The following is a 26048-nucleotide window of genomic DNA, read 5'->3' as shown; positions in this document are numbered from 1 at the left end:
CGGAGCCGCCATGCACGACCTAGAGTTGAACGCCGACCTGTCCCAACCCGTGATCGTGCACGGCGCCACATTGCCGTGGCTGCCCAGCCCGCTGCCCGGCGTGGAGCGGCGCCTGCTGTACCGGGTCGGCGGCGAGCAGGCGCGGGCCACCTCGTTGGTGCGCTATGCGCCAGGCAGCCGCTTCAGTGCCCACGTGCACGGTGCCGGCGAGGAGTTCGTGGTGCTGGAAGGGGTGTTCGAGGATGAGCACGGCCGTTACCCGGTCGGCAGCTACGTGCGCAACCCACCGGGCAGCGCCCATGCCCCGGGCGCCAGCGAGGGCTGCATGATCTTCGTGCGCCTGCGTCAGTTCCATCCGCAGGATGGCCAGGCGCTGGCGATGCGGTTGCCTGCGCAGGGCGGGACGCTGTTCGAGAATGACCATGAACGGGTCTGGCTGGAGGTGCTGCAGCCCGCCGATACCTGCCGCTGGGACAGTGGCCGTGGGCTGGAGCTGCTGGTACTGGCCGGCCAGTTACACGGCACGGCGGGCAACCTGTCGACCTTGAGCTGGATGCGCCTGCCGCCGGGGCAGGCTGTCGAACTCAAGGCCGGTAGCGAGGGTGCGCGGGTCTGGCTGAAAGAGGCCGCGCTGACCCTGGGGCTTTAGGCCCCGCCCAGCGCCTCGCGGAATCGCCGGGTACTGGCCGCAGCCAGCAACAGCCCGACCACCGCCACGCCCCCGCCGACCATGCCGATGTTCGCCACACCTGCCTGGCTGCTGACGATACTGCCCAGCAGCGCCCCCCCGCCGATACCGATGTTGTAGATGCCCGAGAACAACGCCATGGCCACATCGGTGGCGTCCGAGGCGAGCTTGAGGGTCTTGGACTGCAGCGACAGGCTGAAGCTGAGGATCGCGATACCCCAGACCATGCTCAGCCCGGCGAACAGGTAGAAGTTGCCCGACAGCGGCAACAACAACAGCAGGCAGGTCGCCAGCGCACCGATCGAACCCACCAAAAAGCCATGGGGGAAGCGATCGCTGTAGCGGCTGAAAAGCAGCGAACCGAACACCCCCGCGCCACCGAACAGCAACAGCAGCAGCGTGGTGCGCTCGCCGCCGATCTGCGCCACGTGCAGGGCGAAGGGCTCGATGTAGCTGTAGGCAGTGAACTGCGCGGTGATCACCAGCGTCACCAGCGCATAGGTGATCACCAGCGCCGGGCGCTTGAACAGGATCGGCAGGCTGCGCAGCGAGCCCGAGTTCTGGCTGGGCAACACTGGCAGCGACTTCATCAGGCAGAGCATGGTCGCCAGCGCCACCCCGGCGATGCCCAGGAAGGTCACGCGCCAGCCCAGCGCCTCGCCCACCACCCGCCCCAGCGGGATGCCCATGACCATCGCCAGGGTGGTGCCGGTGGCCAGCAGCCCGAGTGCCTTGGCCTGTTGCCCCGGCGGCGCCACCCGCACCGCCAGCGACGCGGTGATGGCCCAGAACACCGCGTGGGCCAGGGCGATGCCGATACGGCTGACCAGCAGCATGGCGAAGCTTTGCGCCTGCCACGACAGCACATGGCTGACGATGAACACCAGGAACACCAGCAACAGCAGGCGGCGGCGCTCGATGTTGCGGGTCATCAGCATCATCGGCAACGAGGCCAGCGCTACCACCCAGGCGTAGATGGTCAGCATCAGGCCGACCTGCGCGGTGGTCATGTCGAAGCTGCGGCCAATGTCGCTGAGCAGCGCCACCGGGACGAACTCGGTGGTGTTGAAGATGAACGCCGCCAGCGCGAGGGCGATGACGCTCAGCCAACTGCCGGTGCCGGCGGTGGGTGGCATTGAGGTGGGGACAGAACCATTCATGGGAAAACGCTTTCCTCACAGGCAAGGCAATCGAGCGCACATCGACAGCCAGCGTGGCCATGAGCGATGCACGGTTCGTTGTTAGAAGGATGAGCGCATGGTACGCATCAGGCACGAGTCTCACAACCGCGGGTCTTTAAGGGCCACCCTTGCTGTATAGCAATCGCCTGCCAGATGGAAGCGGCTGAGCCTGGGCCACTCGGTAGATGGCGGCGTTAATGCGCACCGAGCCACCTGATACTTTTGCCAGTTGTCACTAGCAGAGCCAGGAGTAACGCTACTGGCAGTAGATGACTCCATCCACCCAACTGCTTTGGAGATCAACATGAAACCATCAACGCCAGGTGCCGAATCACTGAATACCGCTCTGAAAGCCGGCCAACGGCTGCCCGCTACCGGCAGTTTCACCGCGAAAGTGAATCCACCGTTCTATCCCGGTTATCCCGAGATCGTGGCCGACGATTTTTTTTACACTAACCCCACGGGTTACCCGCATTTTGTCGCGCAACAGTTCATCGACCAACCCAAAAGTATTGCGCAGGGCGTCGAGGCCTCGATCATTCAAACGGACAGGACCGGAGGCATCAACATCTCGTTTCTGGTAGGTGGGCAAAACCAGGAGACGGTCGTAGTCAGGTTCACATCATTCTCCTGGAGCTTTGACACGAAAAAAATCATGGGAAGGTTCAGTGGCATCGCAGTGTACAAAGGCCTAGAACATACAATCAGCGATGCGGTGCTGGAGATGGAATACGAGTAGCGCTGTTACGCAAACCAGCGTGGCCTTGCATACACCGCGCGGCGAAAACGGTCGGAATCGCATTCGCTTGTGCAAATGGGTACTCCGACCGGCTTAACAAAATGCACTTGCTTCAGGCCAAGGCATTTTCCTGCAACGTCTGGTCAGCGCGGGCTTTGCGTTTTCAGCCTTGCAACGTCGCCATGTCAATCACAAACCGATACTTCACATCCCCAACAATCATCCGCTCATACGCCTGGTTGATATTGCGGATATCCAGCATCTCGATATCGCAACTGATCCCATGCTCGGCACAGAAATCCAGCACCTCCTGGGTCTCGGCGATACCGCCGATCAACGACCCGGCCAGCACCCGGCGCTTCATCACCAGGTTGGCGGCATGCACCGGCGGATCGATCGGCTCGATCAGCCCAACCAGAATATGCACGCCGCCAAACGCCAGGGTTTCCAGGTACGGGTTAAGGTCGTGCTGCACCGGAATGGTGTCGAGCAGGAAGTCGAAACGCCCGGCGGCGGCGCGCATCTGCTCGGCATCGGTGGACACGATCACATGGTCGGCGCCCTGGCGGCGCGCTTCTTCGGCCTTGCTCGCAGAGCGGGTGAACAGGGTCACCTCGGCGCCCAGCGCCTTGGCGAACTTGATGCCCATGTGGCCCAGGCCGCCCATGCCCAGCACGCCGACCTTGTGGCCGGGGCCGACGCCATGGTGCTTGAGTGGCGAGTAGGTGGTGATGCCAGCGCAGAGGATCGGCGCCGCGCTGGCCAGGTCCAGGCCCTGGGGAATGCGCAGCACGAAGTGTTCGCTGACCACGATGCTGTTGGAGTAGCCGCCCATGGTGTTGCTGCCGTCCACGCGGTCGGGGCTGGCGTAGGTCATGGTCGGGCCTTGCAGGCAGTACTGCTCGACGTCCTGGCGGCAAGCCTCGCACTGGCGGCAGGAGTCCACCATGCAACCCACGCCGACCAGGTCACCGACCTGATAGCGGCTGACTTTTTCGCCCACCGCAGTGACCCGGCCAACAATTTCGTGGCCCGGCATCAGCGGGTACACGGCAATGCCCCACTCGTTGCGTGCCTGGTGAATGTCGGAATGGCACACGCCGCAGTAAAGGATTTCGATGGCAACGTCATCGGCGCGCGGGCTACGGCGCTGGAAGGTCATGGGGGCCAGGGGGCTGGCAGGGGTCTGGGCGGCGTAGCCGATGGCGTTGTACATGGGGACCTCGAAAGTGAAACGATTCAGGCGGCGCATTTTGTGCGCCAATACCGCCCTCGCCCACCGCCGATTCTCCGGCATGCATGCCTGATTCTCCGGAATCGCCAGGCCGCCTCTGGCGCTGAACTGCGATTCTGCGAAGATGCCACTGTCCGATTCTCTGCCCAGGTTGACCATGCACCTCACCCGCCACGTGGATGCCAACGCCACGCTCTGTTCATTGATCCGCGGCCTCGCCACACGCCCAGGCTTCGTGCCCACCGCCCTGCCCCAGGTCAAGGTGCTGACCTGGGACCACTACGTGGCCAGCAGCCCGCAGATCTACGAACCCAGCCTGATCATCCTGGCCCAGGGCAGCAAACTGGCGCGCCTGGGCCCGCGCACTCTGGAGTACGGCGCCGGGCATTACCTGATCCAGGCGCTGTCGGTGCCGTTCATGTGCGAAACCTTCGCCACCCCCGACGCGCCGCTGTTGGGTGTATCGGTGGACATCGACCGGGCGCAGCTGGGGGAGCTGGTGCAAAGCATGAACCTGGCACCGGATGCGGCGGTGCAGGTTCAAACCCCGCAATCGATGAGCTCGGCGGCGCTGGATGCGGCCATGCGCGACAGCGTCGAACGCCTGCTGCAGTGCCTGCAGGACCCGCTGGACGCCAAGGTGCTGGGCCCGGCGCGGGTGCGCGAGGTGCTCTACTGCGCCTTGCGCGGGCCACAGGCCGGGGTGTTGCGGGCGCTGGTCGAACAGCAGGGCCACTTCGCCCGCATCGGCGCCGCCCTGGCCTTCTTGCGTGAGCATTACGCCGAAGCCCTGAGCGTCGAGGAGCTGGCCAGCCGGGCCAACATGAGCGTGTCGACCTTCCACGAGCACTTCAAGCGCAGCACCGAGCTGGCGCCGATGCAGTACCTCAAGCGCCTGCGCCTGCTCAAGGCCCAGCAGATGCTGATCGGCGAAGGCCTGGGCGTGGCCCAGGCGGCGCACCGGGTGGGCTACCAGAGCACCTCGCAGTTCAGCCGCGAGTACAAGCGCGAGTTCGCCCGCAGCCCTGGGGAAGAGCAGTCGTACCAGAGCTTGCCGGTGTAATGCTGGCAGCGGCCCGGACATCGGACGCGCAAAGCAAAAAGGGCGACCCTTTCGGATCGCCCTTCTTGATGCCCGGAAGCCGGGACTTTGTTTGGTAGGCACAATTGGACTCGAACCAACGACCCCCACCATGTCAAGGTGGTGCTCTAACCAACTGAGCTATGTGCCTGTCGTGTGGGGCGCATATTAGTGATCGAAGACCTACCTGTAAAGCGTTTTTTTCAAAAAAATCAAAAACTTTGCGAAACAAGCCAGAGCGGCCGGCAACACCCGTGGCTCACACCAGCTGCCCGTTGACCATGGCCCGGTCGAAACTCAGGCGCTCCATGATCGGCGCATCGGTGAAACTGAACAGGTCGAACGGCCCTTCGGCCTGCAGCGACCAGCTGACCCACGACGGGATGACGAATACATCGCCCTTCTCCAACCGGCGGTTGACGCCGTCGAGCACCACGTGCCCCACACCCTCGAACACCTGGAACACCCGTGAGCCCACCTCGCGCCGCTCGGCCGTCGCCGCGCCGGGGCGCAAGCGGTGGAACTCGGCACGGATGGTCGGCATCACATCGCCGCCGGTGGTCGGGTTGATGTAGCGCACTGCCGCATGGCCCGGTTCGACCACACCGGGGTAGCCCTCCTCTTCCAACCGCAGTTGCTCGGCCAGCGCGCGGTCGGTGTGCGCCCAGCGATAGGCACCAATCGGCGAGCTGACCGTGTTGGCCAACCCCGACAATGGCCGCAACCCGGGGTGGCACCACAGCCGCTCGCCACGGGAGTGCTGCGGCGTGCTCAGGTCGGTGAGCGTGTCGGAGCCGAATTCGAAGAAGCCGACATCGTTCTGGTAAGAGAACGGGATATCCAGCCCGTCGATCCAGGCCATGGGTTGGTCGGTCACGTTCTGGTGGCCGTGGAAGTTCCAGCCCGGGGTCAGCAGCAGGTCACCGCGGCTCATGCGCACCGGGTCGCCGTTGACCACGGTCCACACACCCTCGCCTTCGATCACGAAGCGGAAGGCGTTCTGCGCATGGCGGTGCTCGGGCGCGGTCTCGCGCGGGCCGAGGTACTGGATGGCGCACCACAGGGTCGGGCTGATGTAGGGGCGGCCGTCAAGGCCGGGGTTGCCCAGGCCGATGGCGCGGCGCTCGCCGCCACGGCCCACCGGTACCAGGTCACCGGAAAGCTTGGCCAGCGGGTACAACGCGGACCATTTCCACACATGGGGCACCGCGCGTGGCATGGGCTGGCGCGGCATCAGGTTACCGATCTGGGTCCACAGCGGCATCATGTGCCCGGCGGCAAAGTCGGCGTACAGCTGGCGCAGTTCGGGGCTGTCGTCCGGGGCCATGGCGTTGTGAGGGTTGGACATGACGAATTCCTCAAGAAATGAATGGGCGGCTCAGTGCTTCATGCAGTTGCCGAGGTTCCAGCCGTACAGCCACTGGATGGCATCGTAGAATTGCGCCTGGCTGCGCCCGTCCCACAGCTGGTTGCGCACCTGCCGCTCGACGCCCTTGGCGTGGTAGAGCCGGCCCATTTCGCGGGCCGACCAGAGGATGCGCGCGGTGCGCGGAATGCGGATGGTCTCGTACAGCTTGAACGCCGCCGCCAGGTCGAAGTCGCACTGGCGCACGGCCTGGCCGAGCACCACGGCATCCTCCAGTGCACTGCAGGCGCCCTGGGCCAGGTACTGGGTCATCGGGTGGGCGGCATCGCCCAGCAAGGTGACGCGGCCTCGCCCCCACTGCTCCACCGGGTCGCGGTCGGCCGTGGCCCAGCGCCGCCACGAGGTCGGGCGGTCGAGCATCTGCCGTGGGCGCGGGTGAATGCCTTCGAAGTAGCGCAGCACTTCTTCCTTGCTGCCGTCGGTGACACCCCACTCCTCCTGCTGGTTGCTGTGGAAGGTCACCACCAGGTTGTACTGGCGGCCACCACGCAGCGGGTAATGCACCAGGTGGCAGCGCGGGCCGGCCCACAGCATCGGCGCATTGACCCGCAGGTCCTCGGGCATGTCGTGCTCCTCGACCACCGCGCGATACACCACATGCCCGGTCACCCGTGGCGGCGTGCCATCCAGCGCCTCGCGCACCACCGAGCGCACACCATCGCAACCGATCACGGCGTCGGCGTGGTAGCGGTTGCCATTGCTGTCCGTGAGGGTGACCCCCTCGGCATCCTGCTCCAGCCGCTCGATACGCACCGAGGTCCGGAAACTGATTAGCGGGTTGTTCTGCACCGCCTCGAGGATCGACAGGTGGATATCGGCGCGATGGATCACACCGTAGGGGTTGGCGAAGCGCTCACGGAACGCCTGGCCGACCTCGATGCGCGCCACTTCGTGGGCATCGATGGCATCCATCATGATCAGGTGGTCGGTGAACACCGAGCGGCTGCGCGCCGCCTCGCCGGCGCCCAGCGCATCGAGGGCGGCGTAGGCGTTGGGGCCGAGCTGGATGCCGGCACCGATTTCGCCGATATGGTCGGCCTGTTCCAGCAGCAGCACGGCAATACCTTGCTGGGTCAGCGCCTGGGCGGCGGCGAGGCCGCCGATGCCACCGCCGACGACGATGATCGACTGATTGTGCTTTTGTGCAGTCATGGTGCGAGTCTCCAGAGTGTTGCGGCGCAGGCTCGGTAAAAGGCAGGAACCTGCGCCCGGGTCATGCGATGAAATCGGGCTGGCGTTGCGGCGCCGCTGCCTGGAACGCCGGCAGCTCCAGGCACTGGCTGTAGATGGCCATGACCCGGGGGTAGGCGAACAGCTCACAGCCCATGCGCTCGGCGTTGGCCACCTGGGGCACCAGGCAGCAGTCGGCCAGGGTTGGCGTGTCGCCCACGCAGAAATCACCCGGCCCATTGCGCTCGAGCAACGTCTCGACCGCCGCCAGGCCTTCGGCTACCCAGTGGCGGTACCAGGCCGATTTCTGCTCGGGGCTGACTTCCATTACGTTCTGCAGGTAGTTGAGTACGCGCACGTTGTTCAGCGGGTGGATGTCGCACCCGATCAGGTTGGCGATTTCCAGCACCCGGGCACGCTGCAGCGCATCCGACGGGATCAGCCGTGGCTCGGGGTGCTGCAGGTCGAGGTAGTCGATGATCGCCAGCGACTGGGTAAGCACCGCGCCCTCCACTTCCAGTACCGGCACGCCGCCGATCGGGCTGAGCGCGCGGTGCGCCGGGCTGCGCTGCTGGCCCTCGCGCAGGTTGATACCTGCATGGGCATAGGAAAGCCCCTTGAGGGCGAGCGCGATGCGCACCCGGTAGGAGGTCGAGCTGTTGAAGAAACTGTGCAGCTTCATGAAGGTGTTCCTGTCCAGATCAATGTACGGTGACCGGCGCCGACGCCCGGCCGTATCGCAGGCCCATGGCCAGGACCGCGGCGCCTGCCAGCAAGGCCGGCAGCATCAGCACGCAGAAGATCGCGCTGAACCCCGCCCCCATGGCCAGCATCCAGCCGCCGCCCAGGGTGCCGAGCACCGCGCCGATACGGCCCACGCCATGGGCCCAGCTGATGCCGGTCGAGCGCATGCGAGTGGGGTAGAAATTGGCGGCCAGGGCGTTGGCACCGACCTGGGAGCCGCTGATGCAGAACCCCATGCCGAACACCCCCAGCGCCAACAGCGGCAGGTGCTGGTGGCCCAGGCCGATCAGCAGCAGGCACAGGGCGCCGCCGAGGTAGGCCGTGGCCAGCACGCGGAACGGGTTGCAACGGTCCATCGCGGCGCCGAGCAGCACTGCACCAAGGGTGCCGCCCAGCTGGAACAGCGCACTCACTTGGGCGGCCTGGCTCAGCGACAGGCCGGTGTCCTTGACCAGGGTCGGCAGCCAGCTGGTCATCAGGTAGATGATCAGCAGGCTCATGCCGAACGTCGTCCACAGCAGCCAGGTGCCGGCCCGCTGCCGGCCTGAAAAGATCTGCCGCACCGGCGACTGGCCCGGCAGGCTCGCGCCCCGGTCGATGGCGTAATGCTGATCAGCCGGCAACGGCTGCCGGGCAATGCGCTGCAAAATGGCGGTAATCCGCTGCGCCGGCGCGCCGCGCTGCACCAGAAAGCGCACCGACTCAGGCAGGCAGATGTACAGCAGCGGCAGGCACAACAGCGGCAGTACGCCGCCCAGCAACAACACACTGCGCCAGCCATGCACCGGCACCAAGTGCGCCGCGATCACGCCGCCCAGCGCCGAGCCCAGGGTGAAACCGCAGAACATGCTGGTGACCAGCACGGCGCGCCGGCGTTGCGGGCAATATTCAGAGGTCAGGGTAATGGCCTGGGGCATGGCGCCACCCAGGCCCAGCCCGGTGAGAAAGCGCATGACGGTGAGGCCCTCCACATCCTGGGCAAAACAGGCCGCCAGGCTCCAGCTGCCGAAGCACAGCACCGACAGCAACAGCACGCGCTTGCGCCCGAAGCGGTCGGCCAGCGGGCCGGCGATGAAGGCGCCGACCATCAGCCCCAGCAACGAGGCGCCCAGCACCGGATTGAGTTGCGCCGCGGTCAGCCCCCACTCGTCGCGCAGGGCCGGGGCGATGAAACCGACGGCAGCGGTGTCCAGACCATCGATGGCCGTGACCAGAAAGCACAGGCTCAGGATCAGCCACTGATAGCGGCCGACCGGCCGGCTGTCGATGAAGTCCTGCACATCCACACTGTTGTTGTTATCCGTGGAAGTCATGGGTGGATCCTCCGGCCCCGCCAGGCAGGGCGGGCCGTGAATGGCCGAAAGGGTCGGGGCCGGCGGTCGTGGCGCCGGCCCCGGAGCGGATCAGATGACAGCGACCTGGATTTCACCCAGGCCTTCGACGCCCCCGCTCATGCGCTCGCCGGCGACCACCGGGCCGACACCTTCGGGGGTGCCGGTCATGACCAGGTCGCCAGGTTGCAACTCGAAAAAGCGCGACAGGTAACTGATGGTTTCCGGCACCGACCAGATCAGCTTGTCGATGTCGCTGCGCTGCTTGTCCACGCCATCCACCTGCAGCCACAGGCCGGCCCGGGCCGGATGGCCGAGCTGGCTGGCAGGGTGCAGCGGGCCAATCGGCGCCGAGGCGTCGAAGGCCTTGCCGATCTCCCACGGGCGGCCCATCTCGCGCATCTTCATCTGCAGGTCGCGGCGGGGCATGTCCAGGCCCACGGCATAGCCATAGACATGGTCGTTGGCCTGCTCCAGGGGGATGTCGCGGCCGGCCTTGCCGATGGCCACCACCAGCTCGATCTCGTAGTGGTAGTTGTCGGTCTGCGCGGGGTACGCCAGCTCCAGCACCTGGCCGTAGGCTACGGGGATGACCGCGTCGGCGGGCTTGCAGAAGAAGAACGGCGGCTCGCGGTCCGGGTCGAAGCCCATTTCGCGGGCATGGGCGGCGTAGTTGCGGCCTACGCAGTAGACGCGGCGTACCGGAAATTGCTGCTCACTGCCGGCGACCGCGAGGGTCACCGGGGCTTGCGGCTCGAACACGTAGCGCATGGAGGGCTCCAGGTAATGAGTGGCTCAGGCTGCCCGGGGCCTATGGAGCGCCCCGGCGGTGACCCATTAAAAACCTGCGACCCTTATCCGAATAATGATATTTTCCCATGCATCCATACATTTATTCGTATAGCTAAAGCCATGACCTGGACCACCCGACTGCGCCTGCGCCACCTGCACCTGCTGATCGATCTGGCCGAAACCGGCAGCATCAGCGACGCCGCGCGCAACGCCAACACCACCCAGCCCGGCCTGTCGAAATGGCTCAAGGAGCTGGAGGAAGACGCCGGCACCAGCCTGTTCGAGCGCCACGCCCGCGGCCTGCGCCCGACCTTGCAGGGTGAGCTGCTGATCAACCATGTGCGGCGCATCCTCAGCGAGATGCAGCGGGCACAAAGCAACATGGACGCACTCAAGGAAGGCAGCGCACCGAACATCGCCATCGGCACCTCACCGGCCTCGGCGCCAAGCCTGGTGCCCGATGCCATCGCCTACTTCCTGCAGATGCACCCGCGGGCCCATGTGTCGCTGCAGGAAAGCACCATGAACGTGCTGCTCGAACGCCTGGAACTGGGCCAGCTGGACCTGGTGATCGGCCGCCTGGACAGCTACCAGCCACGCGCCTCGCTGCACAGCCAGATGCTGTTCCGCGAACCGATGCAGGTGATCGCCCGCCCCGGCCACCCGCTGACCACCCGCACCCAGCTGAGCTGGGACGACCTGCGGGCGTTCGACTGGATCCTCTGGCCCGAAGGCACGCCCATCCGCCAGCGCCTGGACTCGGCGCTGAGCAACGCCGGGCTCAAGCCGCTGCCCAGCCGGGTCGAATCATCGTCGCTGATGGCCAACCTGTGGTTGCTGCAGACCAGCGACATGCTTTCGGTGGCGTCCGGCCGGGTGGCCGAGCACTTCACTCACCGCGGGCTGGTCAAGGCGCTGGATTTCGTGGTGGATGCCGAAGGCTGCATCGGCGTGTGCTGGCGCGACGAGCCCTACATCGATGAGGCGGTGCTGGATTTTCGCCAGTGCCTGCTCAAGGCCTCGCAGCAGCAGTTGCGCTTGCTGGAGTAGCGCCCCACGCACCGGGCCTGCCGCTCGATACGTTCACGGGATGACGAACCCTACTTCGATATTCCCACGCGTCGCCTTGGAGTACGGGCAGATCTGATGGGCCTGCGCCACCAGGGCGTTCTTTTGCGCGTCCGCCAGGCCAGGCAAGTGCACGGTCAGCTGGGCAGCCAGGATGAAACCGCCGTCGGCGCTGTTGCCCAGGGCGACTTCGGCATCCACCGCCACACCCTCCGGTATGCGCACTGCGAGTTTCTGCCCGGCCCGGCGCAGGGCGCCAATGAAGCAGGCCGACCAGCCAATGGCCAACAGCTGTTCGGGGTTGCTGCCAGGGCGGCCGGAGCCGGGCGGACTCAATGCCAGGTCAAGCTCGCCGTCGATGGCCTGGCCGCGCCCGTCACGGCCACCGCTGGTGTGGGTGCGGGCGGTGTAGAGGATGGTGGTCTGCTGGGTCATGGTGCTGCTCCTTCACAGAGAGAGGGGATGGCTTGGCCGGGCCAGGTGCCCGGCGCCGTGCCTTGGGCAGTGCCGTGGGTCAGTTCTTGGCCTGACTGAGCTTGCTGTACAGGTCGGCCGGGAATGGCTTGCCGTTGGCATCGAACTGGCCCTTGCGGAACTGGTACACCTCGCCTTCCGACAGGTAGCCGTCGTGGTTGGCGTCGATGGCGTCGAACTCGGCATTGGCCTTGGGCGCCACCGCCAGCAGTTCGGCGCGCGAGACACGGCCATCGTGGTCGGTGTCGGTACGGGCGAAGGAGGCATCGCCGCACTTGCCTTCACCGCACTTGCCTTCTGTCTGGGCGCCCTTGGCCTGGGCTGCGCCCGCGCCGCATTTACCCTCGCCACACTTGCCTTCCGCGGCCTTGCCAGCGGCGGCCACCTGGTAGCCCTGGGGCAGCGCCTCCACGGCGAAGGCCGAGGCAGTGAGGTTGATACCGCCCACCAGGGCGATGGTGAGCAGGCCGATACGAGTCTTGGTGTTGGTCATGTGTTGCTCCGATAGCGGTTGGGTTGTGCCATGAAAACCCGGAACGTCGCCGGCAGGCTTTGCGTTCGGGCTGACGCATTTGGCCCCAGGCGTGTATCCGCGGCGTATCCATCGGTGGCGGTATTTGTAAGCGAGGTTGCCAAGGCAAGATGTGGATACAAATAGATACATCCCCGGGTTGGGGCGGCCACCGAGGTGAACCGGGCATCGCCTTTTTGACATGTTTATTTTCACTGTATTGATTTGTGAAATTAATTGTGTCAATTTCAATCCCGCCGACCCCTCGCCCGTGCAGCGCTGGGCGGCATTGCCCACCCACCGGAGTCGATAACATGAACAAGACCGGACTTCTCGGCGCACTGGCCTTCTGTGCCTGCAGCGCCCTCGCCCACGCCGACCAAGCAAGCCTGCGGATCGGCATCGAGGCGGCCTACCCGCCCTTCTCCTACCGCACGCCCGAAGGCGAGCTCGCCGGCTTCGACTACGACATCGGCAATGCCCTGTGCGCGCAGATGCAGGTCAAGTGCCAGTGGGTGATCCAGGAGTTCGACGGGATGATTCCGTCGCTGAAGGTGCGCAAGATCGACGCCGTGCTGTCGTCGATGTCGATCACCGAAGATCGCCTCAAGTCGGTCGATTTCACCGACCGCTACTACCACACCCCCGGCAAGTTCGCGATGAAGGCCGGCAGCCAGCTCAACGTACCTGCCGTGGACCTGAAGGGCCGCAAGGTAGGTGTGCAGCGCGCCTCTACCTATGACCGTTTCGCCACCGAGCAACTGGAGCCGGCTGGCGTCGAAGTGGTGCGCTACGCCTCGCAGAACGAAGCCTTCCTTGACCTGGTGTCCGGGCGCCTGGACGCCACCCTGGCCGACATCGTCAACACCGAAGAGAGCTTCATCAAGACCCCCGCCGGCCAAGGCTTTGCCCTGGTCGGGCCCGACATCAGCGACCCCCAGTACTTCGGCCGTGGCGCCGGTATCGCCGTGCGCAAGGGCGACACGGCCAACCTGGCGCGCCTCAACGCCGCCATCGCCGCGATCCGCGCCAACGGCACCTACCAGCAGGTGCAGAGCAAGTACTTCCCGTTCGATATCTACGGCCAGTAACGCTGGCTTGCGAGGGTTTTCATCATGCTTCACGGCTATGGAGCGAGCATTCTCGAGGGTGCCTGGCTGAGCATCGAACTGGCCCTGCTGGCCATGGCGCTGGCCATCGGCCTGGGCCTGTTCGGCGCCGCCTGCCGGCTGTCCCCCCTCAAGTGGCTGGCGGCGCTGGGCGAGGTCTACACCACGGTGGTGCGCGGCATCCCTGACCTGGTGCTGATCCTGCTGGTGTTCTACGGCGGCCAGGACCTGGTCAACCGCCTGGCGCTGGCCTTGGGTTACACGCAGTACATCGACATCAACCCCTTCATTGCCGGGGTCTGCACCATGGGCTTCATTTTCGGCGCGTACCTGTCGGAGACCTTCCGCGGCGCCTTCCTGGGCATACCCAAGGGCCAGGCCGAAGCCGGCATGGCCTATGGCATGAGCGGCCTGCAGGTGTTCTGGCGGATCAGCCTGCCGCAGATGGTGCGCCTGGCGCTGCCGGGGTTCACCAACAACTGGCTGGTGCTGACCAAGTCCACCGCGCTGATCTCGGTGATCGGCCTGCAGGACATGATGTTCAAGGCCAAGAACGCGGCCGACGCCACCCACCAGCCATTCACCTTTTTCCTCACCGTGGCGGCGCTGTACCTGCTGCTGACCAGTGTGTCGCTGCTGTTGCTGCGCGGTGTGGGGCAACGTTACTCGGTCGGCTACAAAGCCGCCGAGCTGTAAGGGAGCCGCTGCGATGATGCTCGACTACCAGCTGATCTGGCAGAACCTGCCGCTGTACCTGAACGGCATTGCCCTGACCCTCAAGGTGCTGTTGATTTCATTGGCCTGTGGCCTGGCGCTGGCGATCCCCCTGGGGCTGATGCGGGTGTCGCGCCGCTGCCTGCTGCGCTACCCCGCCTGGCTTTATACCTATGTGATCCGCGGCACGCCGATGCTGGTGCAACTGTTCCTGATCTACTACGGCCTGGCCCAGTTCGAAGCCGTGCGCCAAAGCCCACTGTGGCCGTACCTGTCCAGCGCGACCTTCTGCACCTGCCTGGCGTTCGCCCTCAACACCGGTGCCTACAGCGCCGAACTGCTGGCCGGCAGCCTGCGGGCAACCCCGCGCGGCGAGCTGGAAGCGGCCCGCGCCATGGGCATGTCACCGCTGACCCTGTACCGGCGCATCCTGCTGCCCTCGGCCTTGCGCCGGGCCCTGCCGCAGTACAGCAACGAGGTGCTGATGATGCTGCAGACCACCAGCCTGGCCTCGATCGTCACCCTGGTGGACATCACCGGCGCGGCAAAAACCTTCAACGCGCGCTACTACCTGCCCTTCGAGGCGTTCATCACCGCCGGGCTGATCTACCTGGCCCTGACCTTCCTGCTGGTGCGCCTGTTCAAACTGGCCGAGCGCCACTGGCTGGCCTACCTGGCCCCCCGCAAGCACTAAGGAGCCTGCATGCAGCACATTGACCATACCCTGCCCTGGAGCGCCTGCGGCACCCAGCGGACCTTGCGCGTGTTGCGTTTTGGCAGTGGGCCGCGCAAGGCCTACATCCAGGCCGCGCTGCACGCCGACGAACTGCCGGGCATGCGCGTTGCCGTCGAGCTCAAGCGGCGCCTGCTCGAACTCGAAGCCCAAGGCCGGCTCAACGGGACCATCGAACTGGTGCCCCTGGCCAACCCGATCGGCATCGGCCAGATGTTCCAGGCCACCCATCAGGGCCGTTTCGAATTCAACAGCGGCAAGAACTTCAACCGCGATTTCCCGGCACTGACCCAGGCACTGACCACGCGCCTGGAAGGTCGCCTGGGCGACGACGAGGCCAGCAACGTGGCAACGGTTCGCCAGGCCATGGTCGAGCTCATCGACGCCCTGCCGCCGGCGCAGTCAGAGCTGGACGGCTTGCGCCGCCTGCTGTTGCGCCACGCCTGCGACGCCGACCTGGTGCTGGACCTGCACTGCGATTTCGAATCGGTGATGCTGCTCTACGCCATGCCACAACACTGGCCGCAGTTGCGCTCACTGGCTGCTCGGCTGGGCGCCGAAGCGGTGCTGCTGGCCGAGGGTGCCGGTGGCGACGCGTTCGATGAAGCCTGTGCCGCGCCGTGGTTGCAGTTGCGCAAGCACTTCCCCCAGGCCGAGATCCCCCTGGCCTGCGTGGCCACCACCCTCGAGCTGCGCGGCATGGCCGACACCGGCCGCGAGCAGTGCCAGGCCAGCGCCGAGCAGATCCTCGGCTACCTGGCCGAGCAGGGCCTGATCAGCGGCCAGTGGCCGAGCGCACCGGCGCTTGCCTGCCAGGCCACGCCATTCGCTGGCGCCCAGTACGCCTACGCCGAACACCCCGGCGTGGTCAGCTACCTGCAACCCCTCGGGGCGCAGGTGCGGGTCGGCGACCCGCTGTTCGAAGTCATCGACCCGCTCAGTGATCGCCACAGCGTGGTCCGGGCCACCACCGACGGCGTTCTCTACGCCCGCGAACGCCTGCGCTTTGCCCAACCGGGCCTGTGGCTGGCCAAGGTCGCCGGCAGTACCCCCATCCGCCAGGGTCGCTTGCTCAGCGACTGATACCTACGAGTACCGACCGATGAACAAACTGCACATCCAGGACCTGCATAAAAGCTACGGCAGCCACCAGGTGCTCAAGGGCGTTTCGCTTGCAGCCAACGCGGGTGACGTGATCAGCATCATTGGCTCCAGCGGCTCGGGCAAGAGCACCTTCCTGCGCTGCATCAACCTGCTCGAACAACCCAATGCCGGGCAGATCCTGGTCAATGGCGAGCAACTCAAGTTGCGCGAATGCCCGCGTGGCGGGCTACGGGCGGCCGACCCGCGGCAACTTCAGCGCCTGCGCTCGCGGCTGAGCATGGTCTTCCAGCATTTCAACCTGTGGTCGCACATGAGCGCACTGGACAACGTGATGGAGGCGCCGGTGCAGGTGCTGGGCATCAACCGCAAGGAGGCACGCGAAAAAGCCGAGCATTACCTGAACAAGGTGGGCGTCAGCCACCGGCGCGACGCATACCCGGCGCACATGTCCGGAGGCGAACAACAGCGGGTGGCAATCGCCCGGGCACTGGCCATGGAGCCCGAGGTCATGCTGTTCGACGAGCCCACCTCGGCGCTCGACCCGGAGCTGGTCGGCGAGGTGCTGAAGGTGATGCAGGACCTGGCCCAGGAGGGCCGCACCATGGTCGTGGTCACCCACGAGATGGGCTTTGCCCGGGAGGTGTCGAACCAGTTGCTGTTCCTCCACCAGGGCGTTGCCGAAGAACGCGGCGCCCCGCGCGAGGTACTGGCACGGCCGCAGTCCGAGCGCCTGCGCCAATTCCTCGCGGGCAGCCTCAAGTAAGCCCTCCGGCGCTCTGCGGCCGTCCGCCGCGGGGCGCCTTGGGATACACTACGGCCCAACTTTTCAGGGAGCTTCGCGCCGGATGCCGAGCCATTCGAAGAACACCACCGTGTATGCCTCGCCGGTCATGCGCAAATTGTCGGAGAGCCTGACCGAGCTGCCGCCTTCGCTGCGCAAGGTCGCCGACTATATCCTGCGTCACCCCTTGAAGGCCGCGACCCTGACCATCGAGGAAATGGCCCAGGCCACGGCAACCTCGCCGGCGGCGGTCAATCGCCTGGCCAAGGCCCTGGACCTGGGCGGCTACAGCGGCATGAAGGCCGAGCTGGTGACAACCCTGCAGCAGATGGTCTCGCCGGTGGACAAGCTGCGCAACGAGCTGGCCCAACGCCCCGATGGCGACTTCGGCCTGCACGAGCAGATCCAGAGCGCCAGCAGCAACCTGGCGACCACCGCCAGCAACAACCAGGCCGACACCTTCGAAACCTTCGTCAAGCGCCTGCTCGCGGCACGCAAGGTCTATGTGCTGGGGTTCGGCAACAGCGCCTACCTGGCCAGCCTGGCGGCTTCGACGCTGGTGCCGTTCTGCAACGACGCCCTGGCCATCAGCATGGAAGGTGGCAACGAGAACGCCGCCTACCGCCTGGCGGTGATCGACGAACAGGACGTGCTGCTGGCGATCGCCCTGCCGCGCTACTCCCAGGACACGCTGCAACTGTCGCGCTATGCCCGCGAGCGCAACGCCACGGTACTGGCGATCACCGACTCACCGGCCTCGCCACTGACCGCCATTGCCCACCATGTGCTGTTCGCCCCTGCCGACCATCCGGTGCTGACCAGTTCAAACATCGCCGTGCTGGCGTTGATCGAAGGGTTGGTGGCTGGCGTCATGGCACGTAATAAGGAGGCGGTGAAACTGGCGACCGAGCTGACCGAGAGCGTGATGGCCTATTTGCATGTGCCTGGCGGTAGGGGCAGCAGGGGTTAGTCACGGATCTGACGCGGAGCAACTGCCTTGCACAGCTTTACTGTAGGAGCGCCCCGGCAAGGCCGCTCCTACAGAGGGGGTGTGCAATGGCTTTTATGTTGCGCAAACAAAAAGGGCGACCCTTGCGGATCGCCCTTTCTGATGCCCGGTAACCCGGGGCTTTGTTTGGTAGGCACAATTGGACTCGAACCAACGACCCCCACCATGTCAAGGTGGTGCTCTAACCAACTGAGCTATGTGCCTGTCGTGTGGGGCGCATTCTACGCGTTACAAAATCGCTGTCAACGATTTTTTTCACGCTAAGCTACTGAATCTTAAAAATATTTGAAAAAGGATAGCGGCAGGGTCGCCGTAAAGGATTTTCACCGGACGACTAGCGGGTGTTTATTATTATTGATAGCATCGGTACATTCGTTAAAAATATAAAACACGAGGTTCCTCGAGCATGGCCACTACCCCCTACCCCCAGTCCTACTACGCCGCCTCGGCCAACCCGGTGCCGCCACGTCCGGCGCTGCAGGGTGAGGTGGAAACCGATGTGTGCATCATCGGTGCCGGCTACACCGGCCTGTCCAGCGCCCTGTTCCTGCTGGAGAACGGCTTCAAGGTAAGCATCGTCGAGGCCGCCAAGGTCGGTTTCGGCGCTTCGGGCCGCAACGGCGGCCAGATCGTCAACAGCTACAGCCGCGACATCGACGTGATCGAACGCACCGTCGGCCCTAAAGAAGCACAATTGCTGGGCAAGATGGCCTTCGAGGGCGGGCGCATCATCCGCGAGCGCGTGGCCAAGTACAACATCCAGTGCGACCTGAAGGACGGCGGCGTGTTCGCCGCGCTGACCAGCAAGCAGATGGGCCACCTGGAATCGCAAAAACGCCTGTGGGAGCGCTTCGGCCACACCCAGCTGGAGCTGATGGACCAGAAGCGCATCCGTGAAGTAGTTGCCTGCGACAGCTATGTCGGCGGCATGCTCGACATGAGCGGCGGCCACATCCACCCACTGAACCTGGCCCTGGGCGAAGCCGCGGCGGTCGAGTCGCTGGGCGGCATCATCTATGAGCAGACCCCAGCCATCCGCATCGAGCGTGGCGCCAACCCGGTGGTGCACACCCCGCAGGGCAAGGTCCGCGCCAAGTTCATCATCGTCGCCGGCAACGCCTACCTGGGCAACCTGGTGCCGGAACTGGCCGCCAAGTCCATGCCGTGCGGCACCCAGGTGATCACCACCGAGCCGCTGGGCGATGAACTGGCCCGCACCCTGCTGCCGCAGGACTACTGCGTCGAGGACTGCAACTACCTGCTCGACTACTACCGCCTGACCGGCGACAAGCGCCTGATCTTCGGCGGCGGCGTGGTGTACGGCGCGCGCGACCCGGCCAACATCGAAGCGATCATCCGCCCGAAAATGCTCAAGGCCTTCCCGCAGCTCAAGGACGTGAAGATCGACTTCGCCTGGACCGGCAACTTCCTGCTGACCCTGTCGCGCCTGCCGCAGGTGGGTCGCATTGGCGACAACATCTACTACTCGCAGGGCTGCTCGGGCCACGGCGTGACCTACACCCACCTGGCGGGCAAGGTGCTGGCCGAGGCCCTGCGCGGCCAGGCCGAGCGCTTCGACGCGTTCGCCGGCCTGCCGCACTACCCGTTCCCGGGCGGCCAGATGCTGCGCGTACCGTTCAGCGCCCTGGGCGCCTGGTACTACAGCCTGCGTGACCGTCTGGGCTTCTGATCTAGCCAGGCCTGGCCTCATCGCCGGCAAGCCGGCTCCCACAGTGACAGCGCTGATTTCAAGATATGCGCTGTACCTGTGGGAGCCGCGGTTCGCCGCTGCGACTTGCCGGCGATGAGGCCGGAACAGCCACCTTCACCGCCCCAGGCTATTGACCGCCTGCTTCGCCGCAATCTCCTGCCCCGAGCGCGCCAGCTCATCCGCCGCCTGCAACCAGCGCTGGCGATCCACCTGGGCCGGCAACTGCCGAGGCGACTGCACCAGCACCGCCCAACTGCCCTCCTTGGCCCACGCCGACTCGAAACTGTCGAAGCTCATCAACTGCCGCCGGTGCATGCCAGCGCGCAGCAGTACCCGCTGCTTGTAGCGGTCATAGCCGATCAGCACGGCATAGCGCGGCTCGCTCCACCAGGCCGAACCCTCCTGGAAACGCAGCAGCACCGGGTAACCGGCGGCCACTTGCGTCAGCAAGGCATCAAGGCGCTTGTCCAGCGGGTACACGACCATGCCGTATTCACGCGCTACCTTGGGGATCGCACTGTCCAACGACTCAGCGGCCCCCGGCAGGCCCAGCGGTTTGTCCAGCAAGCCCGGGGTGATCGGCGCGCCCTTGGCCGACAACACCGCCGCCAGCGCCATCGATGCGCTGTGGTTGGCATTGCCGCGGTAGAACGGCACGCTGCTGATCTCGACCCGCTGCGGCAGGCTCTTGAGCGCCGCCGGGGGGGCACTGGCGCAGCCGGTCAAGGCCGCGGCCACCAGGCACGCGGCAAGCAGACGACGGGGGCTCAAGCCCCGGGACTTGGGAAGGTCTTGCAACATGGGCACTCGCTTGTTCCGACGCCAGGCGGATACCGCCCGGCCATGGCCACCGATCATAGGCCGCCACCGCGCCCGGGTATAGCCCGGGCCGTGCTTGGAACCAAACGGCCCAAGCACTAGACCTTCGGTCAATGGAACGTCACAGGCGCCGGGCTAGACTGACAACTGTGTCCGGGATGACGCACTGCCCGTCACGAAGAAGGAGGCATTCATGACCCTGTCCATGGCAATCCTCATGTTGGTCGGCATGTGGCTCAGCGTTGCAGCCGCCATGCTCTGGGGCGTGCTGCGCATCGTGCGGCGGCATTCCCATCCCCACCACCTGCCCGCGCAGCCCCTGGCCAAACCGCAGCAAGCACGCCGTGCACGGCGGCATGCGGGGGCGCATTGATTTTCAGGTACCGCTCTTCAAACGGCTGAACGCCCGGGTGAGTTCCCGGTTGAACGCCTTGTTGTTGTCGTTCTTGCTGTACAGCCGCGCCCGTACTTCAGCCGGCGGGTAAGTGCCCGGGGCATTGCGGATCTGCGCATCCACCAAGTTGTCGGCCGCCGTGATGGCGTTGGCGTAGTGGATGGTGTCGGTGATCGGCGCAATCACTTCCGGGCGCATCAGGTAGTCCATCAAGGCCCAGGCCGCCTGTGGGTGCGGTGCATCCTTGGGCACCACCAGTGCATCGAGCCAGATCAACGTGCCCTCGCGGGGGATGCTGTAGTCCAGGCCGAACGGCTTGCCGGCCTGCTGCGCCTGGGCCTGGGCGATGGCCACGTTGCCGTTCCACGACATCGCCACGCAGGTCTCGCCATTGGCCAGGTCGTTGATGTTGCGGTCGTTGTCGAAGTAGCGGATGTACGGGCGCACCTTGCGCAGCTGCGCCTCGGCGGCCCGCAGGTCCTCCACGCGCTGCTGGTTGATGTCCAGGCCCATGTAGCGCATCACCGCGGCGAACACTTCGTTGGGATCGTTGAGCAGGCTCACCCCGCAATCGGCGAATTTCGCCACCACCTGCGGGTCGAACAGCATCGCCCAGCTGTCCTTGGGTGCGTCGGCCAGCCGCGCAGCAACCGCCTGCTGCTGGAAGCCCACGCCGGTGGTACCCCAGGCATAGGTGCCGGCATAGCGGTTGCCCGGGTCGAACACCGCCATGTGCTCGAGAAATGCCTCCCCTACCCCTTGCAGGTGTGGCAAGCGCGACTTGTCCAGCGGCTGCAGTGCGCCGCTGGCGATGGCCCGGCTCAGGTGCTGGCCGGCGCTGAGCACCAGGTCGTAGCCGCTGCCGCCGGTGAGCAGCTTGGTCTCGGCGGTTTCCAGCGAATCGAAATGGTCGGCCACCACGCGGATGCCGGTTTCCTTCTCGAAGTTGGCCAGGGTGTCCGGGGCCAGGTACTCGCCCCAGATGTACAGGTTGACGCTGGGCTTGTCGGTGTCGGCGGCCGAAGCCGCCGACGTGATGCAGCCCAAAGCGAGTGCGAGGGCCAGGCGTTTCATCAGCGGCGGCCTCCGGCGTACTGCGGCATGGTGATGCAGGCGACGTTGCCGCCCCCGAGCAGGATCTCGCGGCTGTTTTCAATGCCGATGATGCGGTGGCCGGGGAACAGCTCGGCCAGGGTAGCTTGGGCGATGCTGTCGTTGCGGTCGCCGAACAGCGGCACGACGATCGCCGAGTTGCCGGCGTAGTAATTGATATAGGAAGCGCAGATCTGCGTGCCCGCCTGGCGCACATGGGTGCCATCGACATGGTCCAGGCCCGCCGCCTCCTCAGCCGTCCAGCGCAGCACCTCGGGTTGCGGCAGCTTGTGCACCTTGAGTTCGCGGCCACGGCTGTCGCGGGTGCTGCGCAGGATGTCGTAGGCCTCCTGGTAGATCTCCCACTGCGGGTCGTCGCGGTTGTCGGTCCATTGCAACACCACCTCGCCGGGGCGCACGAAGCAGGCCAGGTCGTCGACGTGGCCGTCGGTTTCATCGAACTTGCACCCACGCGGCAGCCAGATCACCTGCTCGGCGCCAAGATAGTCCTGCAACCGGCGGGTCACTTCGTCCTTACCCAGGTGAGCGTTGCGGTTGCGGTTGAGCAGGCACTGCTCGGTGGTCAGCAGGCTGCCTTCACCGTCGCTCTGGATACCGCCCAGCTCGGCGATCAACGGCGCGCGGTAGCGGTCGAGGTTCTCGATCTCGAGGATCTTGCGGGCAATCTGGTCGTCCTTGTCCCAGGGGTAATAGAGGCCGCCGTCCAGGCCGCCGTAGGCATTGAACTCGAAGTCCACGCCGCGCACCTCGCCGCTTTGGTCGTTGACCACGAAGCACGGCCCGCTGTCGCGGAACCAGGTGTCGTTGCAGGTCATCTCCACCACCCGCACATGGGCCGGCAGCAGGTTGCGGGCATTGGCGTACTGGGCGGCGGAGGCGCAGACCGTCACCGGCTCGCTGCTGGCGATGGCCGTGACGATCTCGACCCAGACCTTTTGCGCCGGCTTGCCGCCGTTGCGCCACACATCCGGGCGCTCCGGCCAGCCGAGCCAGCAGCCGGCCTTGGCCTCGAATTCGCCGGGCAAGCGGAAACCATCGGCCTTGGGGGTGGTGGTGAGCGAACGAGCCATGGGTCAACCTCGGGGTCGGTGAGTGATGACTGCACGCTACGCCGCAGCGCTTTTGCCTTCCAACGATGAAAACTCAGCGATAGTTGAACTCAATTCAACTATCGCCCAGCTGTTCGATGAACCATTCGATGAATTGCGCCACTGCGCCGCGTTCCAGGCGCAAGCGCTCGCACACCAGCGCGTACTGCCCCTGGGCGGTGACGCTGGCGCTGAATGGGCGCACCAGGCGGCCACTTTGCAGGTCGGCCTGGCAGGTGAGGTTATCGCCCATGGCCACGCCCTGCCCCAGCAACGCGGCCTCCAGCGCCAGGGCGGCGTGGGGGAAATACAGCTGGCGGGTGGGCAAGGCGTCCTCGGCGTGGGTGGCCAGCCAGGTGGTCCAGGTGCGGCCGTCCTGGTCGTCGTGCAACAGGCAGTGGCGCACCAGGTCGCGCGGGCGCTTGAGGCCGCCCTGGTTGAACAGGCCCGGGCTGCAAACAGGGAAAAACTGCAGCAGCGGCAAGGGCCGCACGAAGTGGGTGCTGGCATCCAGGGTGCTGGTGCCATAGGTGATGGCCAGGTCGACGTCCAGCGCGGGGGCACCGGCATCGATCGGCTGGTCGTGCAGGTGCAGGGTGATGTGCGGGTAGCGGCTGCTGAAGTCGGCCAGCCGCGCCACCAGCCACTTCTGCGCCAGCTCCGCCGTTACCGCCACCCGCAGCACGGCCTGGGAGGCCGGGTCGCGCAGCTCGTCGCAGGCCTTGCCGATCAGTTCGAAGGCCTGCTGCAGGTGGTGCAGCAGGCGCTCGGCCTCGGCGCTTGGGCGCACCTGGCGGCCGATGCGCTCGAACAGGGCGACGCCGAGCTGTTCTTCCAACTGGCGGATCTGGTGGCTGACGGCGCTGTCGGTGACGCACAGCTCGGCGGCAGCGCGGCCGAAGTGGCCATGGCGGGCAGCGCATTCGAAGGTGCGCAGAGCGGTGAGGGATGGCAGGCGGCGCATGAGCTTGGGTCTTTTGCTTGTTATTGGGGCTGCTGCGCTGCCCTTTCGCGACGCAATGCCGCTCCTACAGGAATACGCATGACTCTGTAGAGCGGCCTTGCGCCGCGAAAGGACCGCAACGCGGTCCCCGGATCATATCCCCAACTTCTCCCCACTGGCGCAATGAAATTTATCTGCTATTTTTTCATGAAAATAATCAAAACAAATTTCACGAGGCACCGGCATGTTCAAGCAATCCGCCCAGCACGTCGCCAGTTACTACGCCCAGACCTACCCCAGCGCCATCCCCCTGCGCCCTACCCTGCACGGCCAGCACGACACCGACATCCTCATCATCGGCGCCGGTTTCAGCGGCCTGCACACCGCCCTGCGCCTGGCCCTGGCCGGCAAACGCGTGACCTTGCTCGAAGCCAGCCGCGTCGCCTGGGCGGCCTCCGGGCGCAATGGCGGCCAGGCCCTGCCGGGCTGGTCCTGCGACATGCCACCGCTGGAAAAGGCCCTGGGCCTGGAGCGCAGCCGGCGCCTGTGGGACAGCATGTGCTGGGCCGCCCGCGAGATGGCCGAGCTGCCGGCGCGCCACGGCTTCGACATCGACTACCGCCTCGGCAGCCTGTGGACTGCCGTGCTGCCACGGCGGGTGAAACTGCTGGAGGAAGCCCGACGCGATGCGGCAGAAAAGTTCGGCTACGACTGCCTGCGCCTGATCGGCCGCGACGAACTGCCCGAGTGGATCGACAGCCCGCGCTACCAGGCTGCCCTGCTCGACCCCAACGGCGCCCACCTCAACCCGCTGAAACTGGCCCAGGGCCTGGCCGCCACAATCGAGCAAGCCGGCGGGCGAATCTTCGAACAGAGCCAGGTGCTCGACTATCAGGAAACCGCCGAAGGCTTCGTCGCCCGCACCGACAAGGGCGAAGTGCGCAGCAGTGTGCTGGTGCTGGCGTGCAACGCCTACATCGACCGCCTCGACCGCAACCTGGCGCGGCGCCTGTTGCCGGTGGGCTCCTACCAGGTGGCCACCGCGCCGCTGGACGCAGGCTTCGCCGCCTCGCTGCTGCCGCGCAACAGCTGCGTGATCGACAACCAGTTCGTCCCCGACTACTTCCGCCTCACCCCCGACCACCGCCTGCTGTTCGGCGGTGGCTGCACCTACCTGGGCGGCATCCCCAAGGATGTCGCCGCCGCCACCCGCCCCTACCTGGAACGGGTGTTCCCGCAACTGCGCGGGGTGGCCATCGAGCATGCCTGGGGCGGCCACATCGACTGCAGCATCCAACGCACCCCGGACATCGGCCGCCAGGGCCAGCGCTACTGGCTGCAAGGTTTCTCCGGGCACGGTGTGCTGCCGACCCTGGCCGGGGCGCGGGCGGTCAGCGATGCGATCCTCGGCGACGACGACCTGCTGGCGCTGTACCAGGGCATCGACAACGGTCGCTTCCCCGGCGGCGACTTCCTGGCTGCCCCGCTGGAGGCCGCGGCCAAGGCCTGGTACAGGATGCGCGACCATGTCTGAGCCGACCGACGACAGCCAAGCCCTGGCGCGGCTGGTACGCGACCTGCGCAAGCACCGCGGCCTGACCCTCGACGAACTGGCCGGACGGGTCAACCGCTCGCTGGGCTTTCTCTCGCAGGTGGAGCGCGGCCTGTCGCGCCCGACCGTGGCCGACCTCACCGCCATCAGCGAAGCCCTGCAGGTGCCGACCACCTACTTCTACCAGGCCGTGCCGCCTCGGGAGATCGACTGGGTCACCCGCCCCGGCGAACGGCGCACCCTGTACTACGCCGGCGGCGTCACCGATGTGCTGGTCTCGCCCACCCTCAAGGGCCGCTTCGCCATGCTCGAAAGCCACCTGGCCCCCGGTGCCAGCAGTGGCGACGGGCACCTGGACGACAGCTCCGAACAAGGCGGTTTCGTCCTTGAAGGCGAGCTGACACTGTGGCTCGAAGGCCGTGACGAGGCCGTCACCCTGCGTCCTAACGACAGCTTCCAGTTGCCGCCGCACAGCCAGTTCCGCTACGCCAACCTCACCCCCGAGCCGACCCGGGTCCTCTGGGTCTTCCGTTAAGAGC

Annotated in this window: 27 protein-coding genes and 2 tRNA genes; 14 read left to right on the top strand and 15 right to left on the bottom strand. The window is 65.9% G+C overall.

Annotated elements, in window-relative coordinates; translation table 11 throughout:
• Nucleotides 1-10 precede the first annotated feature (10 nt).
• Complete coding sequence (locus L6D77_RS14710) at nucleotides 11-649, top strand: cupin domain-containing protein (protein WP_232884420.1); 639 nt, start codon at nucleotides 11-13, stop codon at nucleotides 647-649.
• Here L6D77_RS14710 and L6D77_RS14705 read toward each other — a convergent pair.
• Entirely contained in the window at nucleotides 646-1848 is a 1203-nt protein-coding gene (locus L6D77_RS14705; protein ID WP_232884419.1) for a sugar transporter, read from the bottom strand. The genes L6D77_RS14710 and L6D77_RS14705 overlap by 4 nt on opposite strands.
• Nucleotides 1849-2173: 325 nt before the next feature.
• Here L6D77_RS14705 and L6D77_RS14700 point away from each other — a divergent pair, with 325 nt between their 5' ends.
• Nucleotides 2174-2608: a hypothetical protein gene (locus L6D77_RS14700; RefSeq protein ID WP_232884418.1), complete on the top strand. Its 435-nt coding sequence runs from the start codon at nucleotides 2174-2176 to the stop codon at nucleotides 2606-2608.
• A 163-nt stretch (nucleotides 2609-2771) separates the two neighbouring features.
• Here the strand turns inward: L6D77_RS14700 and L6D77_RS14695 are convergent, their stop codons facing one another.
• Nucleotides 2772-3824, bottom strand: coding sequence for an NAD(P)-dependent alcohol dehydrogenase (locus tag L6D77_RS14695; RefSeq protein WP_232884514.1), 1053 nt, complete (start codon nucleotides 3822-3824; stop codon nucleotides 2772-2774).
• A 175-nt stretch (nucleotides 3825-3999) separates the two neighbouring features.
• On the opposite strand from L6D77_RS14695, the gene L6D77_RS14690 reads away from it, so the two are divergent.
• Entirely contained in the window at nucleotides 4000-4905 is a 906-nt protein-coding gene (locus L6D77_RS14690; protein ID WP_232884417.1) for an AraC family transcriptional regulator, read from the top strand.
• Nucleotides 4906-4997: 92 nt separating this feature from the next.
• Here L6D77_RS14690 and L6D77_RS14685 read toward each other — a convergent pair.
• From L6D77_RS14685 to L6D77_RS14660, 6 genes are all read right to left on the bottom strand, one after another.
• Nucleotides 4998-5074: transfer RNA gene (locus L6D77_RS14685), tRNA-Val, on the bottom strand.
• Nucleotides 5075-5182: 108 nt separating this feature from the next.
• Nucleotides 5183-6271, bottom strand: a complete 1089-nt coding sequence (locus tag L6D77_RS14680) for a cupin domain-containing protein (RefSeq protein WP_232884320.1) — start codon at nucleotides 6269-6271, stop codon at nucleotides 5183-5185.
• 30 nt (nucleotides 6272-6301) lie between these two features.
• Complete coding sequence (locus L6D77_RS14675) at nucleotides 6302-7501, bottom strand: 3-hydroxybenzoate 6-monooxygenase (protein ID WP_232884319.1); 1200 nt, start codon at nucleotides 7499-7501, stop codon at nucleotides 6302-6304.
• Between the two features lie 61 nt (nucleotides 7502-7562).
• Nucleotides 7563-8201 (bottom strand): maleylacetoacetate isomerase, encoded by a 639-nt coding sequence (maiA, locus tag L6D77_RS14670; RefSeq protein ID WP_232884318.1) that lies wholly within the window; start codon nucleotides 8199-8201, stop codon nucleotides 7563-7565.
• Nucleotides 8202-8220: 19 nt separating this feature from the next.
• Nucleotides 8221-9576, bottom strand: a complete 1356-nt coding sequence (locus L6D77_RS14665) for an MFS transporter (protein ID WP_232884317.1) — start codon at nucleotides 9574-9576, stop codon at nucleotides 8221-8223.
• Nucleotides 9577-9666: 90 nt separating this feature from the next.
• Nucleotides 9667-10365: a fumarylacetoacetate hydrolase family protein gene (locus L6D77_RS14660; protein ID WP_232884316.1), complete on the bottom strand. Its 699-nt coding sequence runs from the start codon at nucleotides 10363-10365 to the stop codon at nucleotides 9667-9669.
• A 141-nt stretch (nucleotides 10366-10506) separates the two neighbouring features.
• On the opposite strand from L6D77_RS14660, the gene L6D77_RS14655 reads away from it, so the two are divergent.
• Nucleotides 10507-11436 (top strand): LysR substrate-binding domain-containing protein, encoded by a 930-nt coding sequence (locus tag L6D77_RS14655; protein ID WP_232884315.1) that lies wholly within the window; start codon nucleotides 10507-10509, stop codon nucleotides 11434-11436.
• Nucleotides 11437-11469: 33 nt separating this feature from the next.
• Here the strand turns inward: L6D77_RS14655 and L6D77_RS14650 are convergent, their stop codons facing one another.
• Nucleotides 11470-11889 (bottom strand): organic hydroperoxide resistance protein, encoded by a 420-nt coding sequence (locus tag L6D77_RS14650; protein ID WP_232884314.1) that lies wholly within the window; start codon nucleotides 11887-11889, stop codon nucleotides 11470-11472.
• A gap of 79 nt (nucleotides 11890-11968) precedes the next feature.
• The gene (locus tag L6D77_RS14645; RefSeq protein ID WP_232884313.1) at nucleotides 11969-12421 is read right to left on the bottom strand and encodes an HvfA family oxazolone/thioamide-modified RiPP metallophore; all 453 of its coding nucleotides are present in this window, start codon (nucleotides 12419-12421) and stop codon (nucleotides 11969-11971) included.
• Nucleotides 12422-12753: 332 nt separating this feature from the next.
• Between L6D77_RS14645 and L6D77_RS14640 the strand changes: the two genes are divergently transcribed.
• From L6D77_RS14640 to L6D77_RS14615, 6 genes are all read left to right on the top strand, one after another.
• Nucleotides 12754-13530 (top strand): ABC transporter substrate-binding protein, encoded by a 777-nt coding sequence (locus tag L6D77_RS14640; protein WP_232884312.1) that lies wholly within the window; start codon nucleotides 12754-12756, stop codon nucleotides 13528-13530.
• 24 nt (nucleotides 13531-13554) lie between these two features.
• A complete protein-coding gene (locus L6D77_RS14635; RefSeq protein ID WP_232884311.1) occupies nucleotides 13555-14244 on the top strand; it encodes an ABC transporter permease in 690 nt (229 codons plus the stop codon).
• 13 nt (nucleotides 14245-14257) lie between these two features.
• On the top strand, nucleotides 14258-14956 hold the full coding sequence (locus tag L6D77_RS14630) for an ABC transporter permease (protein WP_232884310.1): 699 nt from the start codon (nucleotides 14258-14260) through the stop codon (nucleotides 14954-14956).
• A gap of 9 nt (nucleotides 14957-14965) precedes the next feature.
• Nucleotides 14966-16078 carry a succinylglutamate desuccinylase/aspartoacylase family protein gene (locus L6D77_RS14625; RefSeq protein ID WP_232884309.1) on the top strand — a complete coding sequence of 371 codons (1113 nt, stop codon included), beginning with the start codon at nucleotides 14966-14968 and terminating at the stop codon, nucleotides 16076-16078.
• Nucleotides 16079-16097: 19 nt separating this feature from the next.
• On the top strand, nucleotides 16098-16862 hold the full coding sequence (locus tag L6D77_RS14620) for an ABC transporter ATP-binding protein (RefSeq protein WP_232884308.1): 765 nt from the start codon (nucleotides 16098-16100) through the stop codon (nucleotides 16860-16862).
• Nucleotides 16863-16944: 82 nt separating this feature from the next.
• Nucleotides 16945-17850, top strand: coding sequence for a MurR/RpiR family transcriptional regulator (locus tag L6D77_RS14615; protein ID WP_232884307.1), 906 nt, complete (start codon nucleotides 16945-16947; stop codon nucleotides 17848-17850).
• Nucleotides 17851-18016: 166 nt separating this feature from the next.
• Here the strand turns inward: L6D77_RS14615 and L6D77_RS14610 are convergent.
• Nucleotides 18017-18093, bottom strand: a tRNA-Val gene (locus L6D77_RS14610).
• A gap of 202 nt (nucleotides 18094-18295) precedes the next feature.
• Here L6D77_RS14610 and L6D77_RS14605 point away from each other — a divergent pair.
• Nucleotides 18296-19579 carry an NAD(P)/FAD-dependent oxidoreductase gene (locus L6D77_RS14605; protein ID WP_232884272.1) on the top strand — a complete coding sequence of 428 codons (1284 nt, stop codon included), beginning with the start codon at nucleotides 18296-18298 and terminating at the stop codon, nucleotides 19577-19579.
• Between the two features lie 135 nt (nucleotides 19580-19714).
• On the opposite strand, the gene L6D77_RS14600 is transcribed toward L6D77_RS14605, so the two are convergent.
• Complete coding sequence (locus tag L6D77_RS14600) at nucleotides 19715-20458, bottom strand: peptidase C39 family protein (RefSeq protein ID WP_232884271.1); 744 nt, start codon at nucleotides 20456-20458, stop codon at nucleotides 19715-19717.
• A 154-nt stretch (nucleotides 20459-20612) separates the two neighbouring features.
• Between L6D77_RS14600 and L6D77_RS14595 the strand changes: the two genes are divergently transcribed.
• The gene (locus L6D77_RS14595) at nucleotides 20613-20792 is read left to right on the top strand and encodes a hypothetical protein (RefSeq protein ID WP_232884270.1); all 180 of its coding nucleotides are present in this window, start codon (nucleotides 20613-20615) and stop codon (nucleotides 20790-20792) included.
• Nucleotides 20793-20795: 3 nt separating this feature from the next.
• Here L6D77_RS14595 and L6D77_RS14590 read toward each other — a convergent pair whose 3' ends face one another.
• From L6D77_RS14590 to L6D77_RS14580, 3 genes are all read right to left on the bottom strand, one after another.
• The gene (locus tag L6D77_RS14590) at nucleotides 20796-21887 is read right to left on the bottom strand and encodes an extracellular solute-binding protein (RefSeq protein ID WP_232884269.1); all 1092 of its coding nucleotides are present in this window, start codon (nucleotides 21885-21887) and stop codon (nucleotides 20796-20798) included.
• The gene (gene aguA / locus L6D77_RS14585) at nucleotides 21887-22996 is read right to left on the bottom strand and encodes an agmatine deiminase (RefSeq protein WP_236170071.1); all 1110 of its coding nucleotides are present in this window, start codon (nucleotides 22994-22996) and stop codon (nucleotides 21887-21889) included. Before aguA ends, L6D77_RS14590 begins: the two co-directional genes overlap by 1 nt.
• 94 nt (nucleotides 22997-23090) lie before the next feature.
• Nucleotides 23091-23978: a LysR substrate-binding domain-containing protein gene (locus tag L6D77_RS14580; RefSeq protein WP_232884267.1), complete on the bottom strand. Its 888-nt coding sequence runs from the start codon at nucleotides 23976-23978 to the stop codon at nucleotides 23091-23093.
• A gap of 223 nt (nucleotides 23979-24201) precedes the next feature.
• On the opposite strand from L6D77_RS14580, the gene L6D77_RS14575 reads away from it, so the two are divergent.
• Entirely contained in the window at nucleotides 24202-25491 is a 1290-nt protein-coding gene (locus L6D77_RS14575) for an NAD(P)/FAD-dependent oxidoreductase (protein WP_232884266.1), read from the top strand.
• Nucleotides 25484-26044, top strand: coding sequence for a helix-turn-helix domain-containing protein (locus tag L6D77_RS14570; RefSeq protein ID WP_232884265.1), 561 nt, complete (start codon nucleotides 25484-25486; stop codon nucleotides 26042-26044). Before L6D77_RS14575 ends, L6D77_RS14570 begins: the two co-directional genes overlap by 8 nt.
• Nucleotides 26045-26048: the final 4 nt, after the last annotated feature.

The sequence above is a fragment of the Pseudomonas parasichuanensis genome (assembly GCF_021601385.1).
Classification (GTDB): Bacteria; Pseudomonadota; Gammaproteobacteria; order Pseudomonadales; family Pseudomonadaceae; genus Aquipseudomonas; species Aquipseudomonas parasichuanensis.
Note: the sequence above shows the minus strand (reverse complement) of the source record. Positions and strands in the feature narration are given on the sequence as shown.